Source organism: Hydrogenophilus hirschii (assembly GCF_054656675.1).
The window spans coordinates 34,438-51,859 of record NZ_BAAHXQ010000003.1 but is presented as its reverse complement, the minus strand read 5'-3'; the positions used below and the strand labels follow the sequence as shown (position 1 = coordinate 51,859).

Here is a 17,422-nt window from a genome sequence, read left to right as displayed (position 1 = left end):
ATTCACACCTCGGTGGGCAAGAAATGTCTTTTTTGCCGCCATTTTCGGCTGGCTTTCGCCCCGTTTCTCGGCGAATTTCCTCATTTCGCCCCTCTCAGGACGCACCTTGGGCGTTGAGTGCAAACAATTGCCGCTTGGCGATCAGCAGATTCGCCAACCCAAAGAGCGTGTAGAGCTGCGCAGTGTTCTTCGCCAATCCCTTGTAGCGTACCTTCTTCATGCCGAAGAGGTTCTTGACGATGTGAAACGGGTGCTCGACCTTGGCACGCACGCTTGCCTTGAGTTGCTCGATCTTGTCGATCAACCTGCCCATCGCCGTCTTCGGCAGCGCCTTGCGTTTGCCCGGACGCATCGCGACTTCCCATCGAACCTTGCCGTTGCGGTTCTCTTGCCGCTTCTCGACGCCCTGGTAGCCCGCATCGCCAAAGGCCACTTTCTCTTCTCCATGCAGCAGGGCATGGGCTTGGGTGACATCATTGGTGTTGGCCGGGGTGGTCACCAGCGTGTGGGTGATGCCGGTTTCGGCATCGACGCCAATGTGGGCTTTCATGCCAAAGTACCACTGATTGCCCTTCTTGGTTTGATGCATTTCCGGATCGCGCTTGCCGCTTCGGTTCTTGGTCGAGGACGGTGCGGCGATGATCGTGGCATCAACGACCGTGCCTTCCTTGAGGATCAAACCCTTCTGCGCCAGCACGGTATTGATGGCAGCAAAGATGCGCTCGGTCAGATGGTGCTTTTCCAGCAGGCGGCGAAACTTGAGCAGGGTGGTGGCATCGGGCGCAGACTCCCGCGACAGGTCGATGCCAACGAAGCGCCGGATGGCCTGGCTGTCGTAGATGGCGTCTTCGATCCCTTCATCGGACAATCCGAAGCACTGCTGGGCAATATACATGCGCAGCATGCGTTCCACGCCAATCGGCGGCCGGCCTCGTCCGGTTCCCTTCGGGTAGAACGGTTCGATCTCAGCCACCAGCGCCGACCAAGGCGTTACCGCATCGATTTCGGCAAGAAACCGGTCGCGCCGCGTCACTTTCTTCTTGCTCGCATATTCCAGTTCGGAAAAGCTCGCTTGCATCGTCAAGTGCCTATCAAATGTCAGTACTTCAATTGTCGCATGTCAGGGATGAGTTCGGCCCATCGATCTGCGATTAAATCAGTGTGTCCCTTATGGTGGCGACTCGGGTTGGGATGGGGCGCGGGCGGCCACTTGGCGCAGACGTCGGCGCCACGCGACGACGGGCCGCTGGGTCAGCCAGTGCAGGGCAGCGGCGGCGGTCAGGGTGACACCCAAGTATGCCACCAACCATCGCCACGATGTGGCGGCGGGGGGGTGACCCAGCGCCTCCAGAGTCCAGAGTACAGCGAAGTGCAGGAGGAAGACGGGATAGGCCAGGTCGGCGCAGCGGTCGTCCCAGGCGCGGCGGGGCAAGGCGCCCAACGCCGCAATGATTGGCACGCCCAGAACGTAGCCAACGGTGACTTCCAGCACGAAGGGTTGGCCCCAGCGGCCCAGCCACCCTGCCCCCAACCCCAGAGCTATAGTCAAATCTGGTGTATGACCTGATCAGGCGGCGTTCCTGCTTTCGTCGGTTTCGCGTTTGTCATTGACTTCCACTCCGTCCCTGAACTTTACTCCTTCGACAACCTTGGCAAGGTAGTTGAACCCTCGTATCCGCCGCCAGCGTTTCTGTGCGCTCATTCCCAGTTTGTACAACGTTGCCAGCAGGGTGTTTCGGCTCACGCAGCCTTTGGCCTGGTCACTCCGGTGGCGAATCGTGGCAAAGGCCGACTCAATGGGATTGGTCGTGCGAATATGCACCCAGTGTTCGGCCGGAAAGTCGTAGAAGGCCAGAAGGGCCTCCCGGTCCTTTTCCAGGCAGGTCACCGCCTTCGCGTATTTGGCTTGGTATGTCGCAACGAAATGGTCGAAGGCCTTGTGGGCTGATGCCCGGTCTTCGGCCATCCAGATCTCCTGCAAGGCTTTCTTGACCTTGGGCTGAACGGCTTTGGGCAGGTAGTTCAGTACGTTGGCCGTCTTGTGCACCCAGCAGCGCTGGTGACGGGTTTCGGGATACACTTCCTCGAGCGCCGCCCAGAAGCCCAAGGCGCCGTCGCCTACTGCCAGTTTCGGCGGCACATCAAGGCCGCGCTGCTTCAGCCCCAGCAGCACCTCCCGCCAGCTCTGGGTCGATTCCCGAATGCCATCCTCGATGGTCAGAAAATGTTTCTCGCCCCATTCGTTGACGCCGATGATCACCAGGGCGCACAGCTTCTGGCCCTCGGCCCTCAGGCCGCTGTAGATGGCGTCTGCCCACCAATAAACCCAGCGCACCCCTCTCATGTCCCGCTGGCACCATTCGGTATATTCCGCTTCCCACTCCCGTTTCAGGCGGCCAATCACCGAAGCAGACAGCCCTTTTGCCTCGGGGCCGACGAGCACCTCCAGGGCCTCTTTCATCTGGCCGGTCGAGATGCCCTTCAGGTAGAGCCACGGCAGAGCGGCCTCCACCCGACGGGCTTTGCGCACATACGGCGGCACCAGTGAGGAGCGAAATACCACCGATTCCTTCCCACGGCTGCGCACCTTCGGCACCTTCACCGTTACCGGTCCTACGCCGGTCAGAATTTCCCGCTCCGGCAGATAACCATTGCGAACCACCGCACGGCGCCCCTGTTCGTCTGTCTGCCCCTCATACTTTGCCAGCATCTCGGCCAGCTCCGCCTCGATCGCTTGCTGAATCAGTCGCCTGGCGCCATTGCGCAGCAACTCCGTCAACGAGTCCTCGATACCCCCTGGCATCAACAAAGAAACGATGTTATCTTTACTCATGGTGGCGTGCTCCTTTGCTGTTCATCAGTTCGGTAAAACCGATTTCAGCAGAGTACGCCGCCCTTTTCAATCACTCCGTACACCAGTTTCGAGCATAGCTCCCAACCCCACGCCCAGGACCACGAGCCACAAGGCGACGATGTGGGCCCGGGTCTCCCCGGGTGAATGGTGCATGCGCCAGAGCATGGCACCGCTAAGGAAGATGTAGAGGTTGCCCGCAAGCAGACGGTAGCCCCAGGCGTCGCTGGGGAGCAGCCCGAGTTGCGCCGCCCCCCCGACCGCCACGGTGATCAGGATGGCGGCGTGGATACGCCCCTGGCGCGCCAGCAGCCAGGGCGCCAACCCATAGAACTGCAGTTCCAGCCCCAAGGACCACGCAGGCGGTACCGGCGTGAAGGTGTCCAGCACGGGCCATAGGGTGGCGTAGTTGAGCGGTACGATCGATAGGGCCGCTGCCCACAGCAACGGCTGGTGGCCTGCTTGCAAAAAGTCGCTGCTCACCCCTGCCCACCAACAGACCACGCCCAGCGCCAGGGCCCCATAGTACGGGGGCAGCAGGCGCAGGGCACGCTCGGCGTAGAAGTGCCACAGCGGCGGCGGGTGTGCGAGCATGCCGGCGACGACGTAGCCACTGAGCAGAAAAAAGACGACGACGGCAGGCACGCCGAGGTGGTAGCCCTGCACAGACAGCCCGGCATGGCTGAGGGCGACCATGACCGCGAGGACGAGGCGCAGCGTACCGAACATGACCGGCAGGCGCCTCTCAGGTCAGCAAAGCGAGCATGCGCTTGGCAAAGGCGTGCTCGGCGTATTGCTGTAGGTAGTGCTGGCGCGCACGCTGGCCCATGCGCTGGCGCAAGGCAGCGTCAGTGATCAAGCGGCGCAGCGCTTCCATCAGGGGGGCCGGATCGTCGGTGGGGACGGCGAGGCCGATGTCGGGGGTGATGATTTCGCCACCGCCCCCGTCGGCTCCACCGATGCAGGGTTTGCCGGCCCGCATGGCCTCGACATAGATGAGGCCGAACGATTCGTAGCGGCTGGGGGCGACGAGCAGATCGCACGCGCGGTAGGCGGCCAGCAGGGCGGCGTCGTCCACTTCGCCCTGGAACTGCACGCGCTGCAGCCAGGGTTGGCCCCGGTGGCGGGCCAGAAAGTCATCGCGGTAGGTGGTGTCGGGCTGCTCCGGGTGCGGCAGGCGGTCGTTGCCCACCAGGCGCCAGTGGACGTGCGGATATTGCGGGGCCAGCGCTTCGATGGCGCCGCGCTGCTCGACGTCGAGCTGCTCATAGGGCTTGCCGTGGCGTTGCGCGGCCCAGAGGTCGCGCAACGCCACCGCCTCGCGGTGCAGCCAGTCGGCCGACCAGTCCGGCGCCACGTAGCTGCCGTGGCCCCAAACGGTGCCCAGCTGCTGGCCGCCGGTGGCGAGCCAGGCCTGCTGGCCGCGCGTGACCTCGCCCTCACCGAACAGCACCTGGCCGTCCTGACTGACCACCGCCTTGGGGATGGGCGGGGCCTGGAGGTGGATCTGCCAACCCAGAAAGCCCAGGGCGGCGAACGAAAGCAGGAAGATGACGCCCAGCCATCTCCACAGGGTGCGGGTGGATCTCATCGGGGAACCTCGTCGGTGGATGGGGAAGGAGGGCCGGCCGGGCAAGCCGGCCCCCGAGGACTCAGTATCGTCGTCGGCGGTGACCTTGAGGCTGGCGCGGTGTTTGTAGTTGTCCGGGCGGGCGTCGACTTCCACCACGGCGACGTGCTCGATGTCGAAGCCGTCCACCCTGGGTGGCGTCAGGCGCAAGGAGTCCAGAAAGCGCCCCATGTTGTATTGCTTGAGCGTGAGGGGCTTGCCGGAGAGATCCAGCTTGAGCCCCGTCTCGGCAAAGCAGCCAGCCACCTGCTGGCGCACCGAGGGGCTGGCCGAGAACACCTCGATCACACCCTCGTCAGGTGAAAACAGCAAGGTCGCCTCGTTGAGCGGCCGGTAGTAGCGCTCCTGGCGGCTGCCATCGGCTTCCTGGTATTCGGCGACGCTGGACAGCGGCCCACCATGGCGCACGATCAGCAGGTGTTGGGGAATTTCTTGGCCGGCGGCGTCTTTCTTGTCGACCTGCAGGTGCGTCACGGTGCATCGACCGGTGAGTTCGAGCCTCTCCTGGATCTGCTCCTCCAGCGCTGCCTTGACGGCATCGTCCCAGACGAAATCCACCTTGGCATTCGCATCCAGTTCGAAGGCCTCGTACATCCGCCCGAAGTTGCGGTAATGGTCGGCGTAGAAAAGGTTCTCGGCTTCGTCGAACAGCAGCGACTGGTGCTGATAGAGCCACAGGCTACGACCGAGATCATCGAGCTGGGCAGCAAAGGCGTCGATGTGGACTTGCTCGAATAGTTTGGCGGCAACCCGCGTGACGGTCTCAACACCACGCCCTTCGGCCAGCGTCAGGATGCGTTGGGCGTGGCGGTCGAGGGGAACGGCAGCGTCGGCAGCGAGCGCGTTGGCGATGGCGATGAGTTGAGCGCGAATGGCCTGGATGCTGGCTGCGTCAGTGGCCGACGCCCACTGCACATCGCTGAAAATCGCCGCGTACTGTCCTTTGTCGACAGTGGCAAGAAACCCTTCCAGCGCGGCCAGTGGAGACGCCTCCAGCAGACGATGCAGGGAAACGCCGTTCTTGAATGACTTCGCCATGCTCCACAGCCTCCCTGTCTCATTTGGGATAATTTATTATCTCAGACACTTGAGATAGCGTGAACCCATGGTCATGGGCAGGACAGCAGGGTAGAGTTTCAGCTCAAACCGCTGCCAAGCGTGGGTACGGACTTCGGGCTGACCTTGCTGGTGGTGCCAGAGGCGGAGAGGCGCTGGCAGCGGCGGGAGGAGGAGGGGCCGGTGGAGGATAACTACGACCGGTTCATTTCCCGAAAACAGAAGCCTTATTGATTCACCGCCGCCGAAACCGATCCGCCACCCACGCCACCACTCCGCACTTGGGCCGAGGCTCGGCCTGCGCCTCCTCGCGCTCGATCAACGCCAGCGCTTCCTTCACGCCCATCGGCACGATGCCGTCGGCGGTAACCAACCCTCGGCGTTTCATCTCCTCGTGCCGGTACGGATCACGGCGGTTGGGGATCAAGGCGTACTGGGCTTTGAGCAGTTGCGACTGCGCCTCGACCGACAGGTTGCCCTCGGCCTCGTACCGCCGCTTGAAGGCCTCGCGGTGCTTAGGCAGGACGTTGCCGAAGCTGTCCAGGCAGTCGGTGACGCCGGGGATGAAGTGCTTGACCAGTGCCCAATGGCCCATGCGGTAGACGCCGGCCTGGAAGACCACCTCGTCGTGGAGCTTCTCCTGGTCGGGTGACAGCTGCTGGTAGGCGGCGACGAACGCCTCCAGCGCATCGGCCAGTTTCGGAGCGCCGTCGTCAAAGGCCAGCAGCGAACGCCAGTTGGCGGCCAGTTGGATCAGGCGCTGGTATTCCTTGTCAGAGAACAACGCGTGCAGCACTTTCTCCAGCGTCTTGACCTGGCTCGACAGGCGGCTGTGCTCGCGGTTGATGAGCACGGCGATGAGGCAGGCATCAAACTTCTTGACAACCATATGCAGATCAGCGTTGCACGCAGCGCCCGTAATTACTTTTCGGCTGGCTGCGATGAGGGAGTTGCTGGTGTTGGTGATTGTGGTTGTGTAGCCGCTTGCGAGTTCGACGGCTGCAGTTTCGCTATGCCATTAAAACTCTTTGTCAAATCTGCTTGAGGCTGCAAACGGCTAACCCCATTAAAACTTTCATTGAGCGGCTGCTTACCATTTTGCGAATTTTCGGGACTGGACAATTTTTTCTCCTCTTTGCCATAAGAATGAATCGCTGCGGATATACCGATGACCACTGAGAAAGCCACACCAAACGCAAAGGACCACGTTCTAACTGCGTCAAGTCGACTCAAGGCTGGGTCATTCTGCTGCCCAGTACCACTGATCACTTCTTCAAGGTGGTCGGCATTCTTTTTGAAAATAACCAGGACAGCCGCAAGACAAACCAAGAATGCCACGAGCGCACAGATATACAGTACTAGCGACTCTGCCGACGAGACCCCAACCGTGGTCATCAGCGTCATAAGCAATCCGATCCCACCTGCGGACAAAGTCAACAGGCTTTTGTCATGCTCAAGGCGTGTGTTGTACCAAGCGGTTAATCCAGCCGAATAGAACTCCACCCGCTTTTGATCGTCGATCTCGTCACTCATTCCATCCTGACCTCACGCTGCAATGCAGCTATTCTCTTCCGTAAAGACCCTGCACGTGTCCGCAAGGCCCTTATGGAAAAAACCCTGCCCCTCTTTGGAAGGACAGGGTTTCAATCACCTCAAGCACCTACCCGGGGGTGGGTGCTTGTCTCCGGGGGAGATTAGGCGAAGTCACCTGCCGCCAAAGCAGCCGTGCCTTGGAACACACCCACCAACTGTACTTCCGCTGCCGTGAGGGTGTTGGCCACGGTGGTATCGGTATTGGTGATACGCAGCAAGGCAGAGTGCGTGCCATTATCCAACGCCAGCAGCACCGCATCGCTTGCGCCCAGCACGCTGTCCAGGTTGGCGATGGTGCCATTCAACGCGCCGCCGGTACCAACCAGTGCATTGATAAAAGCATCGATGTTAGTCGAACTGAACGTAGAAGTAAGGGTGGTCAATGCGGTGCCGTCCGTACCCGACAGGTTAGTCGTTGCGATAAATACCACCTTGTTATTCGCATTTGGATCGGCAAGGCCAGCAGCAAAAGTTGCAGCGGTCACCACTTCGGCTGCGGCAATCCCATCAGATGACGTACCGGAGCCATTCACCAACGCGTTTTTCGCGATGAACTTGTTCTCTCCAGTGACAAAACCAACAATCTTGTCGGCATCAGCACTTGCAGTGACTTCGGACTCGACGCGCGCGTAACCGCTGTTGCTAGTGTCTTTTGTTACATCAATCGTATCGAGACCACCCTTCCCGTTGATGATGTCAGCTGCACCGCCGGATGCTGTAATGGTATCGCCTTTGCTACCACCGATAATCTTGACTGCGTTCGTCGTGGTGGCGCCTACAACGGCGGACAGATCAATCGTCAGTGCACCCGTTGCTGCGGAGCCGTCAATCACCGTGTTGACTTGTGGCTGCCAGTTACCCCAAGTGATGGACTGGGTGCCTGCACCCTTGAGCGTCAGGTTGCTGAGCGCAGTGGCGGAGGTCAGGGCCGTGATGGTCAGGTTGTCGTTGGCGGTGAGCTCGAGGTTTTCGATGCCAGTCAGAACCGGAGTACCCAACGCGATGTTATTCACAGCAGCCAAACCATCGTCGACCGTGACCTTGACAGTATCGATCTGACCCACTTGATCCGCGTTTTTGACGCCCACGTTGAGGTTAGTGGGAGTTGCCTGAACGACGATGTTGGCCGCTTGCGTGGCGTTCAGATTGGTCACCGCCGAGCCAGCGGCATTGAAGATGATCTTGCCGATGGTGGAATTGGTGAAGAGGGAGACATCTTGGGTGATACCAGCATCAAGACGCAGCTCTTCGAAATTCTTGATGCGCGCAGCCTGAGCAGCAACCGTTTCGGCAGTTTTGAGCGCCAGCGTATCGGTGCCGTCACCGCCGTCCAGGAAAGCCGCGGCATCGTTCAGACCGGCGTTGGTAATCAGCGTGTCGTTGCCCTTGCCGCCGGTGAACTTGAACTTCGCTTCGTTGGTGGTGCCAGAGATGTCAGCCACCACACCACCCGCAGTCAGGTCAGATGCGTTGATGACGTCGACCGCGCCCGCGATATCGTTGAGTTCGACCTTGCTGGCTGCGCCCTTTACGATGATGGTGTTCGTCACCGAACCACCCATGTCAAAACCGGTGATATCAACTGTACCGTCCAGCGTGCCAACCTTGAGATTGGTCGCCGCCTCGATGGTCAAGGTCTTGAGGGTGTGGGTAGCAGCCGCCGCTTGCTTGCCGGCCAGGTTGAGCGCTTGCACCGTGTTGGCCGCGCCGGTGGAGTACACCGTCGCTTCCGTCCATGCGGCGTTGGCATCATCAACATAGATATTGGCCGAGGCAGCCTTGACACCGCCATCCAGAGTCAGGGAAAAAGCGGTGGTCACGGCGTTGGCATCCTTGGTGCCGTTGCCCACTAGGCCGGCCGCGGTGATGTTGACCGCGCCATTGGTGGTCACGTTGTTGCCCTGAATCTTGACCTTGGCCGAACCAATGCTCTCGAAATCGACTTGAGCGGTCGAAATGTTGGAGATGAACTCGGTCGCGCCGACGAAGTTGGTGCCCGTAATGGTCTGAGCATTACCGGACACGTTACGGATATCGATGATTTCGACACCGGTAGTGGAAACGGCCGGGAAGCTGTTCGCAGCCAACGCGTCGATGGTGACCTTCAAGGTGTCGGTACCCGCACCACCGTTGATTTGGTCGGCAGCGGACAGGGTTGCACCAGTGGTTGCTGCGACGGCCAGAATGGTGTCGTTGCCAGCAGTGCCGGTGATGTTGTCCACACCCGTAGTGAGCATGAAGGGCTTGCCTTGCTGGGCGGACTGCAAGGCTTGGGCGGCCGACACAGCTTGCGCGGTGGTCTGGCCAGCCTGGGCAGTTGCCTTGGTCACGCTATTGGCGATGATGGCGGTACCTTGGTCGATGGCCGCCTGACCGGTCAGGCCGGTGCTGTTGTTGGCAAACCACTCGCCGACGGCCTTGCGGTTGTCCAGATACGTACCCACCCACTTGTACGGGTCGCTGGCAGGGGCGGCGGCAATGTACTCTTTGGCCTCTTTGATGATTTGGCGCACAAACTGGCCGCGGCTGACTTCGCCGCTGGTCAGCTTTTGAGTCCAGTAGGCCATGCCGTTGGCGTCCACCTCGTCACGGCCCAGCACGTTTTGGTAGACGGTGGTGATGAACTGCTGCACCGTCATGGCGTTGCTGTACACGCCAAACTGAACGCCTGCGTCGTAGAACTGATCCGCGATGGTCTGGAACGCTTCGTCTTCGGTTTTGCCGCTGTTGATGAGATCAAGCAGCTGACCCGCCCAGTAGTTGAGGCCAGCGGCCTCGGGCGCACGGTTGAAGTAACCGATTTAGAGCTCGATGAGTTGCGCGCGTTGTTCCGCAGTGATGAAGGTAGCCATGGTCTTGCTTCTCCTCTTGACACAAAATGGATATGCTGAGAGCGTGAATGCTCACATCTATTGTAGAGCGCAAGTTGCGGCAGAGTCAAGAGCAATTCGCTGGTGGTGCGGGGTTTTTGTGGATTTTTTGCAACAGAGGGTTGGCTGGGGTCACAGTTGGGTGTGCAGAGGATGCTGCAGCATCCAGGCAAGGGTTTCTTCAAGCGGCGGGGTACGCCACGGGCCGATGAGCTCCTTGAGGAGCGCGTTGCTGCCGCATAGGTGGGTGACTTCGTTGGCGCGGATGAGCGCCGGGTTGGTGCGCACGGTGAGGGTGTGGCCGGTTAGCCGTTCCAGAAGGGCCAGGATTTCGCGCACGGAGTGGGTGGTGCCAGAGCAGATGTTCACGGTGGCACCTACCGCTGGATGTTCGATGAGGCGGCGGTAGGCGGCCACCACGGCGCGTACGTCGCTGTAGTCCCGCCAGACGTCGAGGTTGCCGAGTTCGATTTCGGGGGCGCGCATTTGGAAGTGGGCAACCAGTTTGGGGATGAGGTAGTGGGTGGGTTGGCCCACGCCGGTGGTGTTGAAGGGGCGGGCAATCAGGATGGGGAGTTGCGGTTGCCATAAGCGGGCCATCTGTTCCATGGCGAGTTTGCTTACGGCGTAGTCGTTGGTGGGGTTGGGGGAGGTGGTTTCGGTGATGGGGTTGGCGGTGGTGTTGCCGTAGACATTACCGCTACTCACGAGCAGCACCGCGGTCAGTGGGGCGTTGGCGGCGGCAAGCGCTGCAAGAAGGTTACGGGTGCCGATGAGGTTGGTGCGGTAGAAGTCGTTGGCGTTGCCGTGGGCGACGAACGCTACCGCGGCCAGGTGCACGACCGCTTCGGGGCGGCAGGCGGCGATTTCTGCGGCCAGCGCGGTTTCGTCCAGCAGGTTGCTGGTGAGCCCCACCGGTTCGTGGCCGTGGGCTTGGAGTTCGGCAAGGAGGTAGCGGCCGGTGAAGCCGCGGTGGCCGGTGACGAGCACACGCATCAGTAGGCGGCCCCTTGGGCGACGCGGGGGATGTCTGCGGCAACCATCATTTGGGCAAGCGCTTCGAGCGAGGTTTGGGGGCGCCAGCCCAGGAGCCGTTCGGCTTTGGCGGGGTTGCCGATCAGGAGGTCCACTTCCGCGGGGCGGTAGTAGCGGGGGTTTACTTGGAGCACGATTTGCCCAGGGGTGAGGCGGGGTTTGCCTTCGGGGAGGGTGCGCCAAAGCGGGGTTTCGGCAAGCGCGGCGATGCGCGCGGTTTCGTGTTCGCCGTGGCCGTGGAATTCCAGGGTGGCGCCAATCGCGGCAAAGGCCAGTTCGGCAAAGCGGCGCACGGTTTCGCTGCGGCCGGTGGCCAGGACGAAGGTTTCGGGGGTTTCGGCTTGGAGCATGCGCCACATGCCGTCGACGTATTCGGCGGCAAAGCCCCAATCGCGTTGGGCGTTGAGGTTGCCCAGTTGCAGGGGTTCTGCGTGGCCAAGCGCTAGGCGCGCCACGCCGTGGGTGATTTTGCGGGTGACGAATTCGCGGCCTCTGAGGGGGGATTCGTGGTTGAAGAGGATGCCGCTTACGGCAAAGAGTTGGTAGCTTTCGCGGTAATTGACGGTGATCCAGTGGGCGTAGAGTTTGGCTGCCGCGTAGGGGCTGCGGGGGTAGAAGGGGGTGGTTTCGTCTTGGGGGATGGCTTGGACTTTGCCGAACATTTCAGAGGTGCTGGCCTGGTAGAAGCGGATGCGGGGGTTGAGGTCGCGGATGGCTTCTAGTAGGTAGAGGGGCCCAAGCGCGTCGATATGGGCGGTGGCGGTGGGTTGGGCAAAGGAGACGCCGACGAAGCTTTGCGCGGCCAGGTTGTAGAGTTCGTCCGGTTGGGTGGTGGCGATGAGGCGGTAGGCGGCGCCGGGGTCGGTGAGGTCGTATTCCAGCAGGGTGAGGTTCGGGTGGTGGGTGAGGTTGAGGGCTTCGAGCCGCCAGAAGTTCACGGAGGCGGTGCGGCGGTAGGTGCCATAGACGCGGTAGCCTTTGCTGAGGAGAAGCTGCGCCAGGTAGGCGCCGTCTTGGCCAGTGATGCCGGTGATGAGCGCGGTGCGGGTCACAGAGGCTCCTTAGATTGTGCGTGCCATGGGGCGATGGAAGATAGCACAGGGGTGTTGGCGGGGGCAAGGGGATTGGGGTGGGTTCCGTTAGAATCTCGGGTTTTACCGGTTCGCGTTCTGGGTTTGGAGCGGTGGATGACAGAGAGCAGGGTTGGCAACGAGCGGCTGCGGCAGACTTGGCGTTTCGTTTGGTTGTTGGCGCGGCAGCAGGTGGTGGATGCGTACCGCGGGGCGCGCTTGGGGGCGCTGTGGTCGGTGCTGCCGCAGTTTGTCCAGATTGCGGTGTTGGCGGTGATCCTGGGGGCGGTAATGTCCAATAAGTTGGGGGGGGCTGCGGGTGGCGAGGGGGTGCCGTACGTGGTCTATATGTTACCCGGGGTGTTGGTGTGGCAGTTTTTTCACGATACGTTGGTGCAGGTGGCGGAGGTGTTGCCGGCGCAGCGGTTGATCGTGAAGAAGAACGCGGTGGCGCTTTCGGTGTTGCCGTTGTACGTGCCCATTGCGGCGGGGGTGCCGTTCGTGTCCGGGGTGGTGGTGTTGTGGGGGTTGGTGAGCGTTTTTTGGCAGCCGGTGCCGGTGGCGGCGGTTGGGGTGACGCTTTTGTGCGCGTTGGTTTTGGGCGCGTTGGCTTATGTGGTGGGGTTGACGTGGGGGATGGTGGGGGTGGTGGCGCCCGATGTGCGTTTGGCGCTTCCGGCGTTGCTGCAAACGGGCTTTTGGCTAACACCCATCGTCTATCCGTTTGCGCTGATTCCGGAGGCGTTGCGTTCTTGGGTGGTGTGGTTGCACCCGTGGTATGGTTTTTTTGCGCCGGTTCAGGCGGCTTGGACGGGGATGGAGGCGGCGGTGCCGTGGTGGTCAATGGTGACAATGCCGTTGGGGTTGTTTTTGGTGCATCTGGTGTTGCTAGCACGGATGTGCCGCACGGGACGTAAGGTGTTGCTCGATGCGCTCTGAGCCGATTTTGGTGGTGGAGGGGTTACGTAAGGGTTTTCGGCGCTTTGCTTCGCGCCGGCAGGCGGTGGCAGCGCTTCTGGGGTGGGGGGGCGCTGCGGCGCCCGAGCATGTGGTGTTGCGCGATGTGTCGTTTTCTCTGTTGCCGGGTCAGGCGTTGGGGGTGGTGGGGCGCAACGGCAGCGGCAAGTCCACGCTTTTGAAGTTGATCACGGGGAGTCTGTTGCCCGATGCCGGTTCGATTGTCTGCCGCGGGCGGGTGAGCGCCATTTTGGAGTTGGGCGCGGGGTTCGATCTGCAGGCAACCGGGCGGCAGAACATGGCGATGCAGGGGGCGCTGTGGGGGGTGGCGCCGGAGGTTCTTGCGGCGCGCGCCGAGCAGATCGTTGCGTTCAGCGAGTTGGGCTCGGCGATCGATGAGCCGGTGCGCACCTATTCGTCTGGGATGTTGTTGCGGCTGGCGTTTGCGATTGCGATCCATGCCGAGGCTGACGTGTTGATCGTGGATGAGGCGCTGGCGGTGGGGGATGCGCGTTTTCAGCAGAAGTGCATGGGGGCGATTCGGGCCCATTTGGCACGCGGCGGGGCGCTGCTCTTTGTTTCGCACGATCTCAATAGCGTGCGCACGCTCTGTGACGAGGCCATTTTGTTGGAGCGGGGGGAGATCGTGGCGCGTGGGGCGCCGGCGTTGGTGTGCGATGCCTATTTGGGGTTGTTGCTGGAGGGGGGGGCTGCGGCAACGGCGGGCGGGGATGGTGCCGTGGTGGCCAACGCCAAGGCTCAGGTGACCGGGTTGTGGGTGAATGGCCAGGCGTGCCGCGACGTGACGGTGCGAAGCGGCGATTGGCTGGAGGTGCGCCTGGCGCTGCGTGCCCATGAGCCGGTGGGGAATTTGGCCGCGGGGTTCATGGTGCACGATGTGCGCGGGCAGGATCTCTTTGGGGTCAATACGCAGTTGCGCGGACAGGTGATCGCGTTTTCGCGCGCGGGGCAGACGTGCGTGGTGGTGTTGCGTGTGCAGGTGCTGTTGGGAGCGGGGCGCTACACGATGACCGTGGCGGTGCATGATGCGGATGATTACACCCGTAATGTGATTTTTTGGGGGTTCAGCGTGATTGGTCTGGAGGTGGTCGATCCGCTGGGCGATAGCGTGGGGCATTGTAAGTTGCCTTGTGCGTTGGATGTTGTGTTGGATCAGGAAGATGCTGACGAAAGCTCTGTATAGTCTGTATGGTTGGTTGGTTCGGATTCCCAGGGTGGGGCCGGGCTTCGACCGTTGGGTCCGGGCGCGGCGGGGGTGGGCGTACCGGTTGCGTGACTGGGCCCTGGCGTGGGACCGGCGGTTACGGTTGGGGGCTGGCGGTGCCGAGGTGGCGTCGCTCAGGGAGGCGATCCACGATCTGGGGTGGATGGTGGCCGGTTTGCGCGATGCGGTAGGTCGGATCGAGGAGCGGCTACAGGGGGTTGAACAGCGAGATTTGGCCGAGCCGGTTTTGGCAGAGTTGGCGCGCCACAGCCATGCGATGAACCTGAAGGTGGATGGGGCGATCGAGGCGCTGACGCGCCGGGTGGAACGGGCCGAGCGGCAGTTGGGGCAGGTGACCGTTGCCGCTACGCGTCCGGTTTTAGAGCCCCGGATTCTGAACCCGGAAAAGTTGGCGCAGCAGCGTGAGCGGCCTGAGGGGGTGTGGCTGGAAGTGGGGTGTGGCGAGCGTCCTGATCCGGAGCGGATCAATGTGGATCTGCGGCCGCTGCCTGGGGTGGATATCGTGGCGCGGGCCGAGCAGATTCCGTTGCCGGATGGGTGGGTGCGCGATTTGCGGGCGTCCCATCTGGTGGAGCATTTCACGCTTCAGCAGTTGGTGGATCAGGTTTTGCCGGAATGGTGGCGCCTGTTGGCACCCGGAGGGCAGTTGCGCTTGGTGACGCCGGATTTGGAAGCGATGCTGCGCGCGCATTGGGCGGGTGCGTTGAGCGAATCCGATTTGGTGCATGTGCTCTTCGGCGGGCAGGATTACGACGGGGATTTCCATTACCACGCGTATAGCCCGGAGTCGTTGTCGTCGCTGCTTAGCGCGTTTGGGTTCGTTGCGGTGACGGTGGTGGCGCAGGGACGGCGCAACGGGTTGTGTTTCGAGTTCGAGTTGGTGGCAAGTAAGCCAAGCTGAGGGATAGCGTTCATGCGAGTCAGTGTGGTGATTTGTACGTACAACCGGGCGAATTTTTTGCCGCGTACGCTGCGGGCGTTGGAGTATGTGCGCTATCCGCAGCGGGAGACGATCGTGGTGGTGGGCCCGTGCACGGACGATACGATGGCGGTTTTGGCGCGGTGGTCCGACCGGGTGCGGATCGTGCGGTGCCCGGAAGCCAATTTGTCGATGGCGCGCAATTTGGGGATTGCCGCAGCGGCTGGCGATCTGGTGGCGTTTACCGATGACGATGGTTTGCCGGAGGCAAATTGGTTGGATACGGTGGTGGCTGCGTTTGCGGAGGATCCGGGGCTTGGTGCGGTTGGCGGTTTTGTGCGCGACCATACGGGAATCCGTTATCAGACTCGCTATATTCTTTGTAACCGGTGGGGAGAAGCTCGGTTTTTCGATGCGCCGCCTGCGGAGGAGCCGGGGTGGTTCGTGAGCCTGATCGGCGTCAATAGTGTGTTCCGGCGCAGTGCGTTGCAAGATATTGGGGGGTTCGACGAGGAGTTTGCCTATTTTCTGGATGAGACCGATGTGTGTCTGCGTTTGTTGGAGCGCGGCTGGCGCATTCGGGTGGTGGAGCATGCCGAGGTGCATCACGCGTATGCGCCCAGCCATTTGCGTTCAGAGGAGCGGGTTCCCACTTCGCTCTATTTGACGGCACGCAGCAAGGTCTATTTTGCGTTGCGTCACCTGCGTGCGGTTCACGGGCCGCATGAGATCGTGGCGCGCCAGCGGGCCGATCTGTTGGCTTCGGTGAAGCATTTGCGTTCTTCTGGGAAAATCGACGAGGCTGCCGAAAAGCGGTTGCGGGACGAGATCTGGCGCGCGAGTGCCGATGCGGCTCGGGATGCGTTTGCCTACCCCAACGGGCGGGTGGTGCGGTTACCGGATGCGCCCGCTGCGGCGTGGGTGGATGGTGGCACAGCGTGGCAGGCGCAGAAGCGGCAACGGGTTTTGTTGCTGAGCCGAAACTATCCGCCACAACCGATGGGCGGGATTGCCCGATATACGCAGACGCTCGCGCATGCGTTGGCCGCTCGAGGGCATGAGGTGCATGTGGTGGCGGAAACGGTGGATGTGCCACGGGTGGATTTCGAAGATGGGGTGTGGGTGCATCGCATTGGGTGCGTGGATGCGCCAGAGCGCTGGCCTGCTTTGTGCGACCGTCCGCCGTTGCCGAACGCATTGCGCCGCTGGACGTTTGCGGCTGCATCGTACGCGGAGGGGCTTCGCAAACACCTGGGGGTGACGAACGTAATTGCGCCACTATGGGACGTGGAGGCGTATGAGCTGGCGCGTAAGCCGGGTTGGCGGGTGATGACATATCTGGTGACCAGTTATGCGCTCAATTTGCCGCACAAACCCGATTGGCAGCAAAATAGCCACTATCTGACCCACCATGTGCAGCCGGTGATTGCCGCGGAAGGGTGGTTGTTGCGTACCAGCAATCTGCTGCTAGCGAGCACCCGTCAGGTGTGGGAGGATGTGCAGGCGCATTATGGGCCGCTCGATTCCGTTGCGATGCGCGTGGTTCCTTTTGGTATTGCGGACGATCCTGTGGTGGCGGATGTGGCTAATGCTGCGCAACGCGGCATCGATCAAGAGCGCGCGTGCGAATCCACTACGGTGCTTTTCGTTGGCCGGTTCGAGCGACGCAAGGGGATCGACCTGATGCTGGAGGCGGTTGCCGCGTTGGCACCGCACTATCCTGACGTTTTCTGGCGTTTCATCGGCAACGACGCTTTGCCTCATCCAGACCTGCCACAAACTACTTATCGCGCTTGGTTCGAGCAGCAGCATGCCGGGGCTTCTTGGCTGACGCGGGTGCGCTTCGAAGGGGAGGTGAACGAAGAGACGCTTTTGGCTGCTTATCGCAGCTGCGATCTTTTGGTGGCGCCCAGTCGCTATGAGTCTTTCGGGTTGATCTACCTGGAGGCGATGCGTGCCGGTAAGCCGTGCATCGGCGGGTGCAACGGGGGTGGGGGTGAGTTGATTACGCCAGAGGTTGGGGTTGCGGTAGCCACCGACAGCGCAGAACCGTTGATCGCGGCGCTTCGGGATTTGTTGGATCATCCTGAGAAGCGGGCAGCGATGGGGCGCGCTGCGCGGCAGGTTTTCGAGGAGCGGTACAAGGATTCCGTTTTTGCGCAACGGGTGGAGGCGGTGTTGGCAGAGGGGTGAAC

The 17,422-nt window shown here is 61.6% G+C and carries 15 protein-coding genes; 5 read left to right on the top strand and 10 right to left on the bottom strand.

Going from position 1 to position 17,422, the window contains the following annotated elements; translation table 11 throughout:
- Window positions 1–94: 94 nt before the first annotated feature.
- The 8 genes from ACYQ4Z_RS09185 to ACYQ4Z_RS09150 all read right to left on the bottom strand — a co-directional run bounded on the left by ACYQ4Z_RS09185 (window position 95) and on the right by ACYQ4Z_RS09150 (window position 9,769).
- The gene (locus ACYQ4Z_RS09185) at window positions 95–1,078 is read right to left on the bottom strand and encodes an IS5 family transposase (protein WP_108079952.1); all 984 of its coding nucleotides are present in this window, start codon (window positions 1,076–1,078) and stop codon (window positions 95–97) included.
- Between the two features lie 90 nt (window positions 1,079–1,168).
- Entirely contained in the window at window positions 1,169–1,549 is a 381-nt protein-coding gene (locus ACYQ4Z_RS09180) for a hypothetical protein (protein WP_459860811.1), read from the bottom strand.
- Window positions 1,550–1,567: 18 nt separating this feature from the next.
- The gene (locus ACYQ4Z_RS09175; RefSeq protein ID WP_287683922.1) at window positions 1,568–2,833 is read right to left on the bottom strand and encodes an IS256 family transposase; all 1,266 of its coding nucleotides are present in this window, start codon (window positions 2,831–2,833) and stop codon (window positions 1,568–1,570) included.
- 66 nt (window positions 2,834–2,899) lie between these two features.
- On the bottom strand, window positions 2,900–3,580 hold the full coding sequence (locus ACYQ4Z_RS09170) for an acyltransferase family protein (RefSeq protein WP_459860809.1): 681 nt from the start codon (window positions 3,578–3,580) through the stop codon (window positions 2,900–2,902).
- A gap of 16 nt (window positions 3,581–3,596) precedes the next feature.
- Complete coding sequence (locus tag ACYQ4Z_RS09165; protein ID WP_459861012.1) at window positions 3,597–4,442, bottom strand: glycosyltransferase family 4 protein; 846 nt, start codon at window positions 4,440–4,442, stop codon at window positions 3,597–3,599.
- Between the two features lie 1,330 nt (window positions 4,443–5,772).
- Entirely contained in the window at window positions 5,773–6,426 is a 654-nt protein-coding gene (locus ACYQ4Z_RS09160) for a hypothetical protein (protein ID WP_459860808.1), read from the bottom strand.
- 32 nt (window positions 6,427–6,458) lie between these two features.
- Window positions 6,459–7,070: a hypothetical protein gene (locus tag ACYQ4Z_RS09155; RefSeq protein WP_459860806.1), complete on the bottom strand. Its 612-nt coding sequence runs from the start codon at window positions 7,068–7,070 to the stop codon at window positions 6,459–6,461.
- Window positions 7,071–7,231: 161 nt separating this feature from the next.
- Window positions 7,232–9,769 carry a DUF4214 domain-containing protein gene (locus ACYQ4Z_RS09150; protein ID WP_459860804.1) on the bottom strand — a complete coding sequence of 846 codons (2,538 nt, stop codon included), beginning with the start codon at window positions 9,767–9,769 and terminating at the stop codon, window positions 7,232–7,234.
- Here ACYQ4Z_RS09150 and ACYQ4Z_RS09145 point away from each other — a divergent pair.
- A complete protein-coding gene (locus tag ACYQ4Z_RS09145) occupies window positions 9,734–10,021 on the top strand; it encodes a hypothetical protein (RefSeq protein ID WP_459860802.1) in 288 nt (95 codons plus the stop codon). The two genes, ACYQ4Z_RS09150 and ACYQ4Z_RS09145, sit on opposite strands and share 36 nt — an antisense overlap.
- 111 nt (window positions 10,022–10,132) lie before the next feature.
- On the opposite strand, the gene ACYQ4Z_RS09140 is transcribed toward ACYQ4Z_RS09145, so the two are convergent.
- Together ACYQ4Z_RS09140 and gmd are read right to left on the bottom strand one after the other, a co-directional pair.
- Window positions 10,133–10,996 carry an NAD-dependent epimerase/dehydratase family protein gene (locus ACYQ4Z_RS09140; protein WP_459860800.1) on the bottom strand — a complete coding sequence of 288 codons (864 nt, stop codon included), beginning with the start codon at window positions 10,994–10,996 and terminating at the stop codon, window positions 10,133–10,135.
- Entirely contained in the window at window positions 10,996–12,087 is a 1,092-nt protein-coding gene (gmd, locus tag ACYQ4Z_RS09135) for a GDP-mannose 4,6-dehydratase (protein WP_459860798.1), read from the bottom strand. Before gmd ends, ACYQ4Z_RS09140 begins: the two co-directional genes overlap by 1 nt.
- Window positions 12,088–12,222: 135 nt before the next feature.
- Here gmd and ACYQ4Z_RS09130 point away from each other — a divergent pair, with 135 nt between their 5' ends.
- From ACYQ4Z_RS09130 to ACYQ4Z_RS09115, 4 genes are read left to right on the top strand one after another with little or no spacing between them, the layout of a single operon-like run.
- Complete coding sequence (locus ACYQ4Z_RS09130) at window positions 12,223–13,044, top strand: ABC transporter permease (protein ID WP_459860796.1); 822 nt, start codon at window positions 12,223–12,225, stop codon at window positions 13,042–13,044.
- Window positions 13,034–14,266, top strand: a complete 1,233-nt coding sequence (locus tag ACYQ4Z_RS09125; RefSeq protein WP_459860795.1) for an ABC transporter ATP-binding protein — start codon at window positions 13,034–13,036, stop codon at window positions 14,264–14,266. The genes ACYQ4Z_RS09130 and ACYQ4Z_RS09125 overlap by 11 nt, the downstream gene beginning before the upstream one ends.
- On the top strand, window positions 14,244–15,209 hold the full coding sequence (locus ACYQ4Z_RS09120) for a class I SAM-dependent methyltransferase (protein WP_459860794.1): 966 nt from the start codon (window positions 14,244–14,246) through the stop codon (window positions 15,207–15,209). Before ACYQ4Z_RS09125 ends, ACYQ4Z_RS09120 begins: the two co-directional genes overlap by 23 nt.
- 12 nt (window positions 15,210–15,221) lie before the next feature.
- Window positions 15,222–17,420 carry a glycosyltransferase gene (locus ACYQ4Z_RS09115; protein ID WP_459860793.1) on the top strand — a complete coding sequence of 733 codons (2,199 nt, stop codon included), beginning with the start codon at window positions 15,222–15,224 and terminating at the stop codon, window positions 17,418–17,420.
- Window positions 17,421–17,422 lie beyond the last annotated feature (2 nt).

Bases quoted from the DNA above. Each gene is read 5' to 3' on its own strand.
- ACYQ4Z_RS09185 (WP_108079952.1), bottom strand. From the start codon at position 1,078: ATGCAAGCGAGCTTTTCCGAACTGGAATATGCGAGCAAGAAGAAAGTG.
- ACYQ4Z_RS09175 (WP_287683922.1), bottom strand. From the start codon at position 2,833: ATGAGTAAAGATAACATCGTTTCTTTGTTGATGCCAGGGGGTATCGAG.
- ACYQ4Z_RS09170 (WP_459860809.1), bottom strand. From the start codon at position 3,580: ATGTTCGGTACGCTGCGCCTCGTCCTCGCGGTCATGGTCGCCCTCAGC.
- ACYQ4Z_RS09165 (WP_459861012.1), bottom strand. From the start codon at position 4,442: ATGAGATCCACCCGCACCCTGTGGAGATGGCTGGGCGTCATCTTCCTG.
- ACYQ4Z_RS09160 (WP_459860808.1), bottom strand. From the start codon at position 6,426: ATGGTTGTCAAGAAGTTTGATGCCTGCCTCATCGCCGTGCTCATCAAC.
- ACYQ4Z_RS09155 (WP_459860806.1), bottom strand. From the start codon at position 7,070: ATGAGTGACGAGATCGACGATCAAAAGCGGGTGGAGTTCTATTCGGCT.
- ACYQ4Z_RS09150 (WP_459860804.1), bottom strand. From the start codon at position 9,769: ATGACGGTGCAGCAGTTCATCACCACCGTCTACCAAAACGTGCTGGGC.
- ACYQ4Z_RS09140 (WP_459860800.1), bottom strand. From the start codon at position 10,996: ATGCGTGTGCTCGTCACCGGCCACCGCGGCTTCACCGGCCGCTACCTC.
- ACYQ4Z_RS09130 (WP_459860796.1), top strand. From the start codon at position 12,223: ATGACAGAGAGCAGGGTTGGCAACGAGCGGCTGCGGCAGACTTGGCGT.
- ACYQ4Z_RS09125 (WP_459860795.1), top strand. From the start codon at position 13,034: ATGCGCTCTGAGCCGATTTTGGTGGTGGAGGGGTTACGTAAGGGTTTT.
- ACYQ4Z_RS09120 (WP_459860794.1), top strand. From the start codon at position 14,244: ATGCTGACGAAAGCTCTGTATAGTCTGTATGGTTGGTTGGTTCGGATT.
- ACYQ4Z_RS09115 (WP_459860793.1), top strand. From the start codon at position 15,222: ATGCGAGTCAGTGTGGTGATTTGTACGTACAACCGGGCGAATTTTTTG.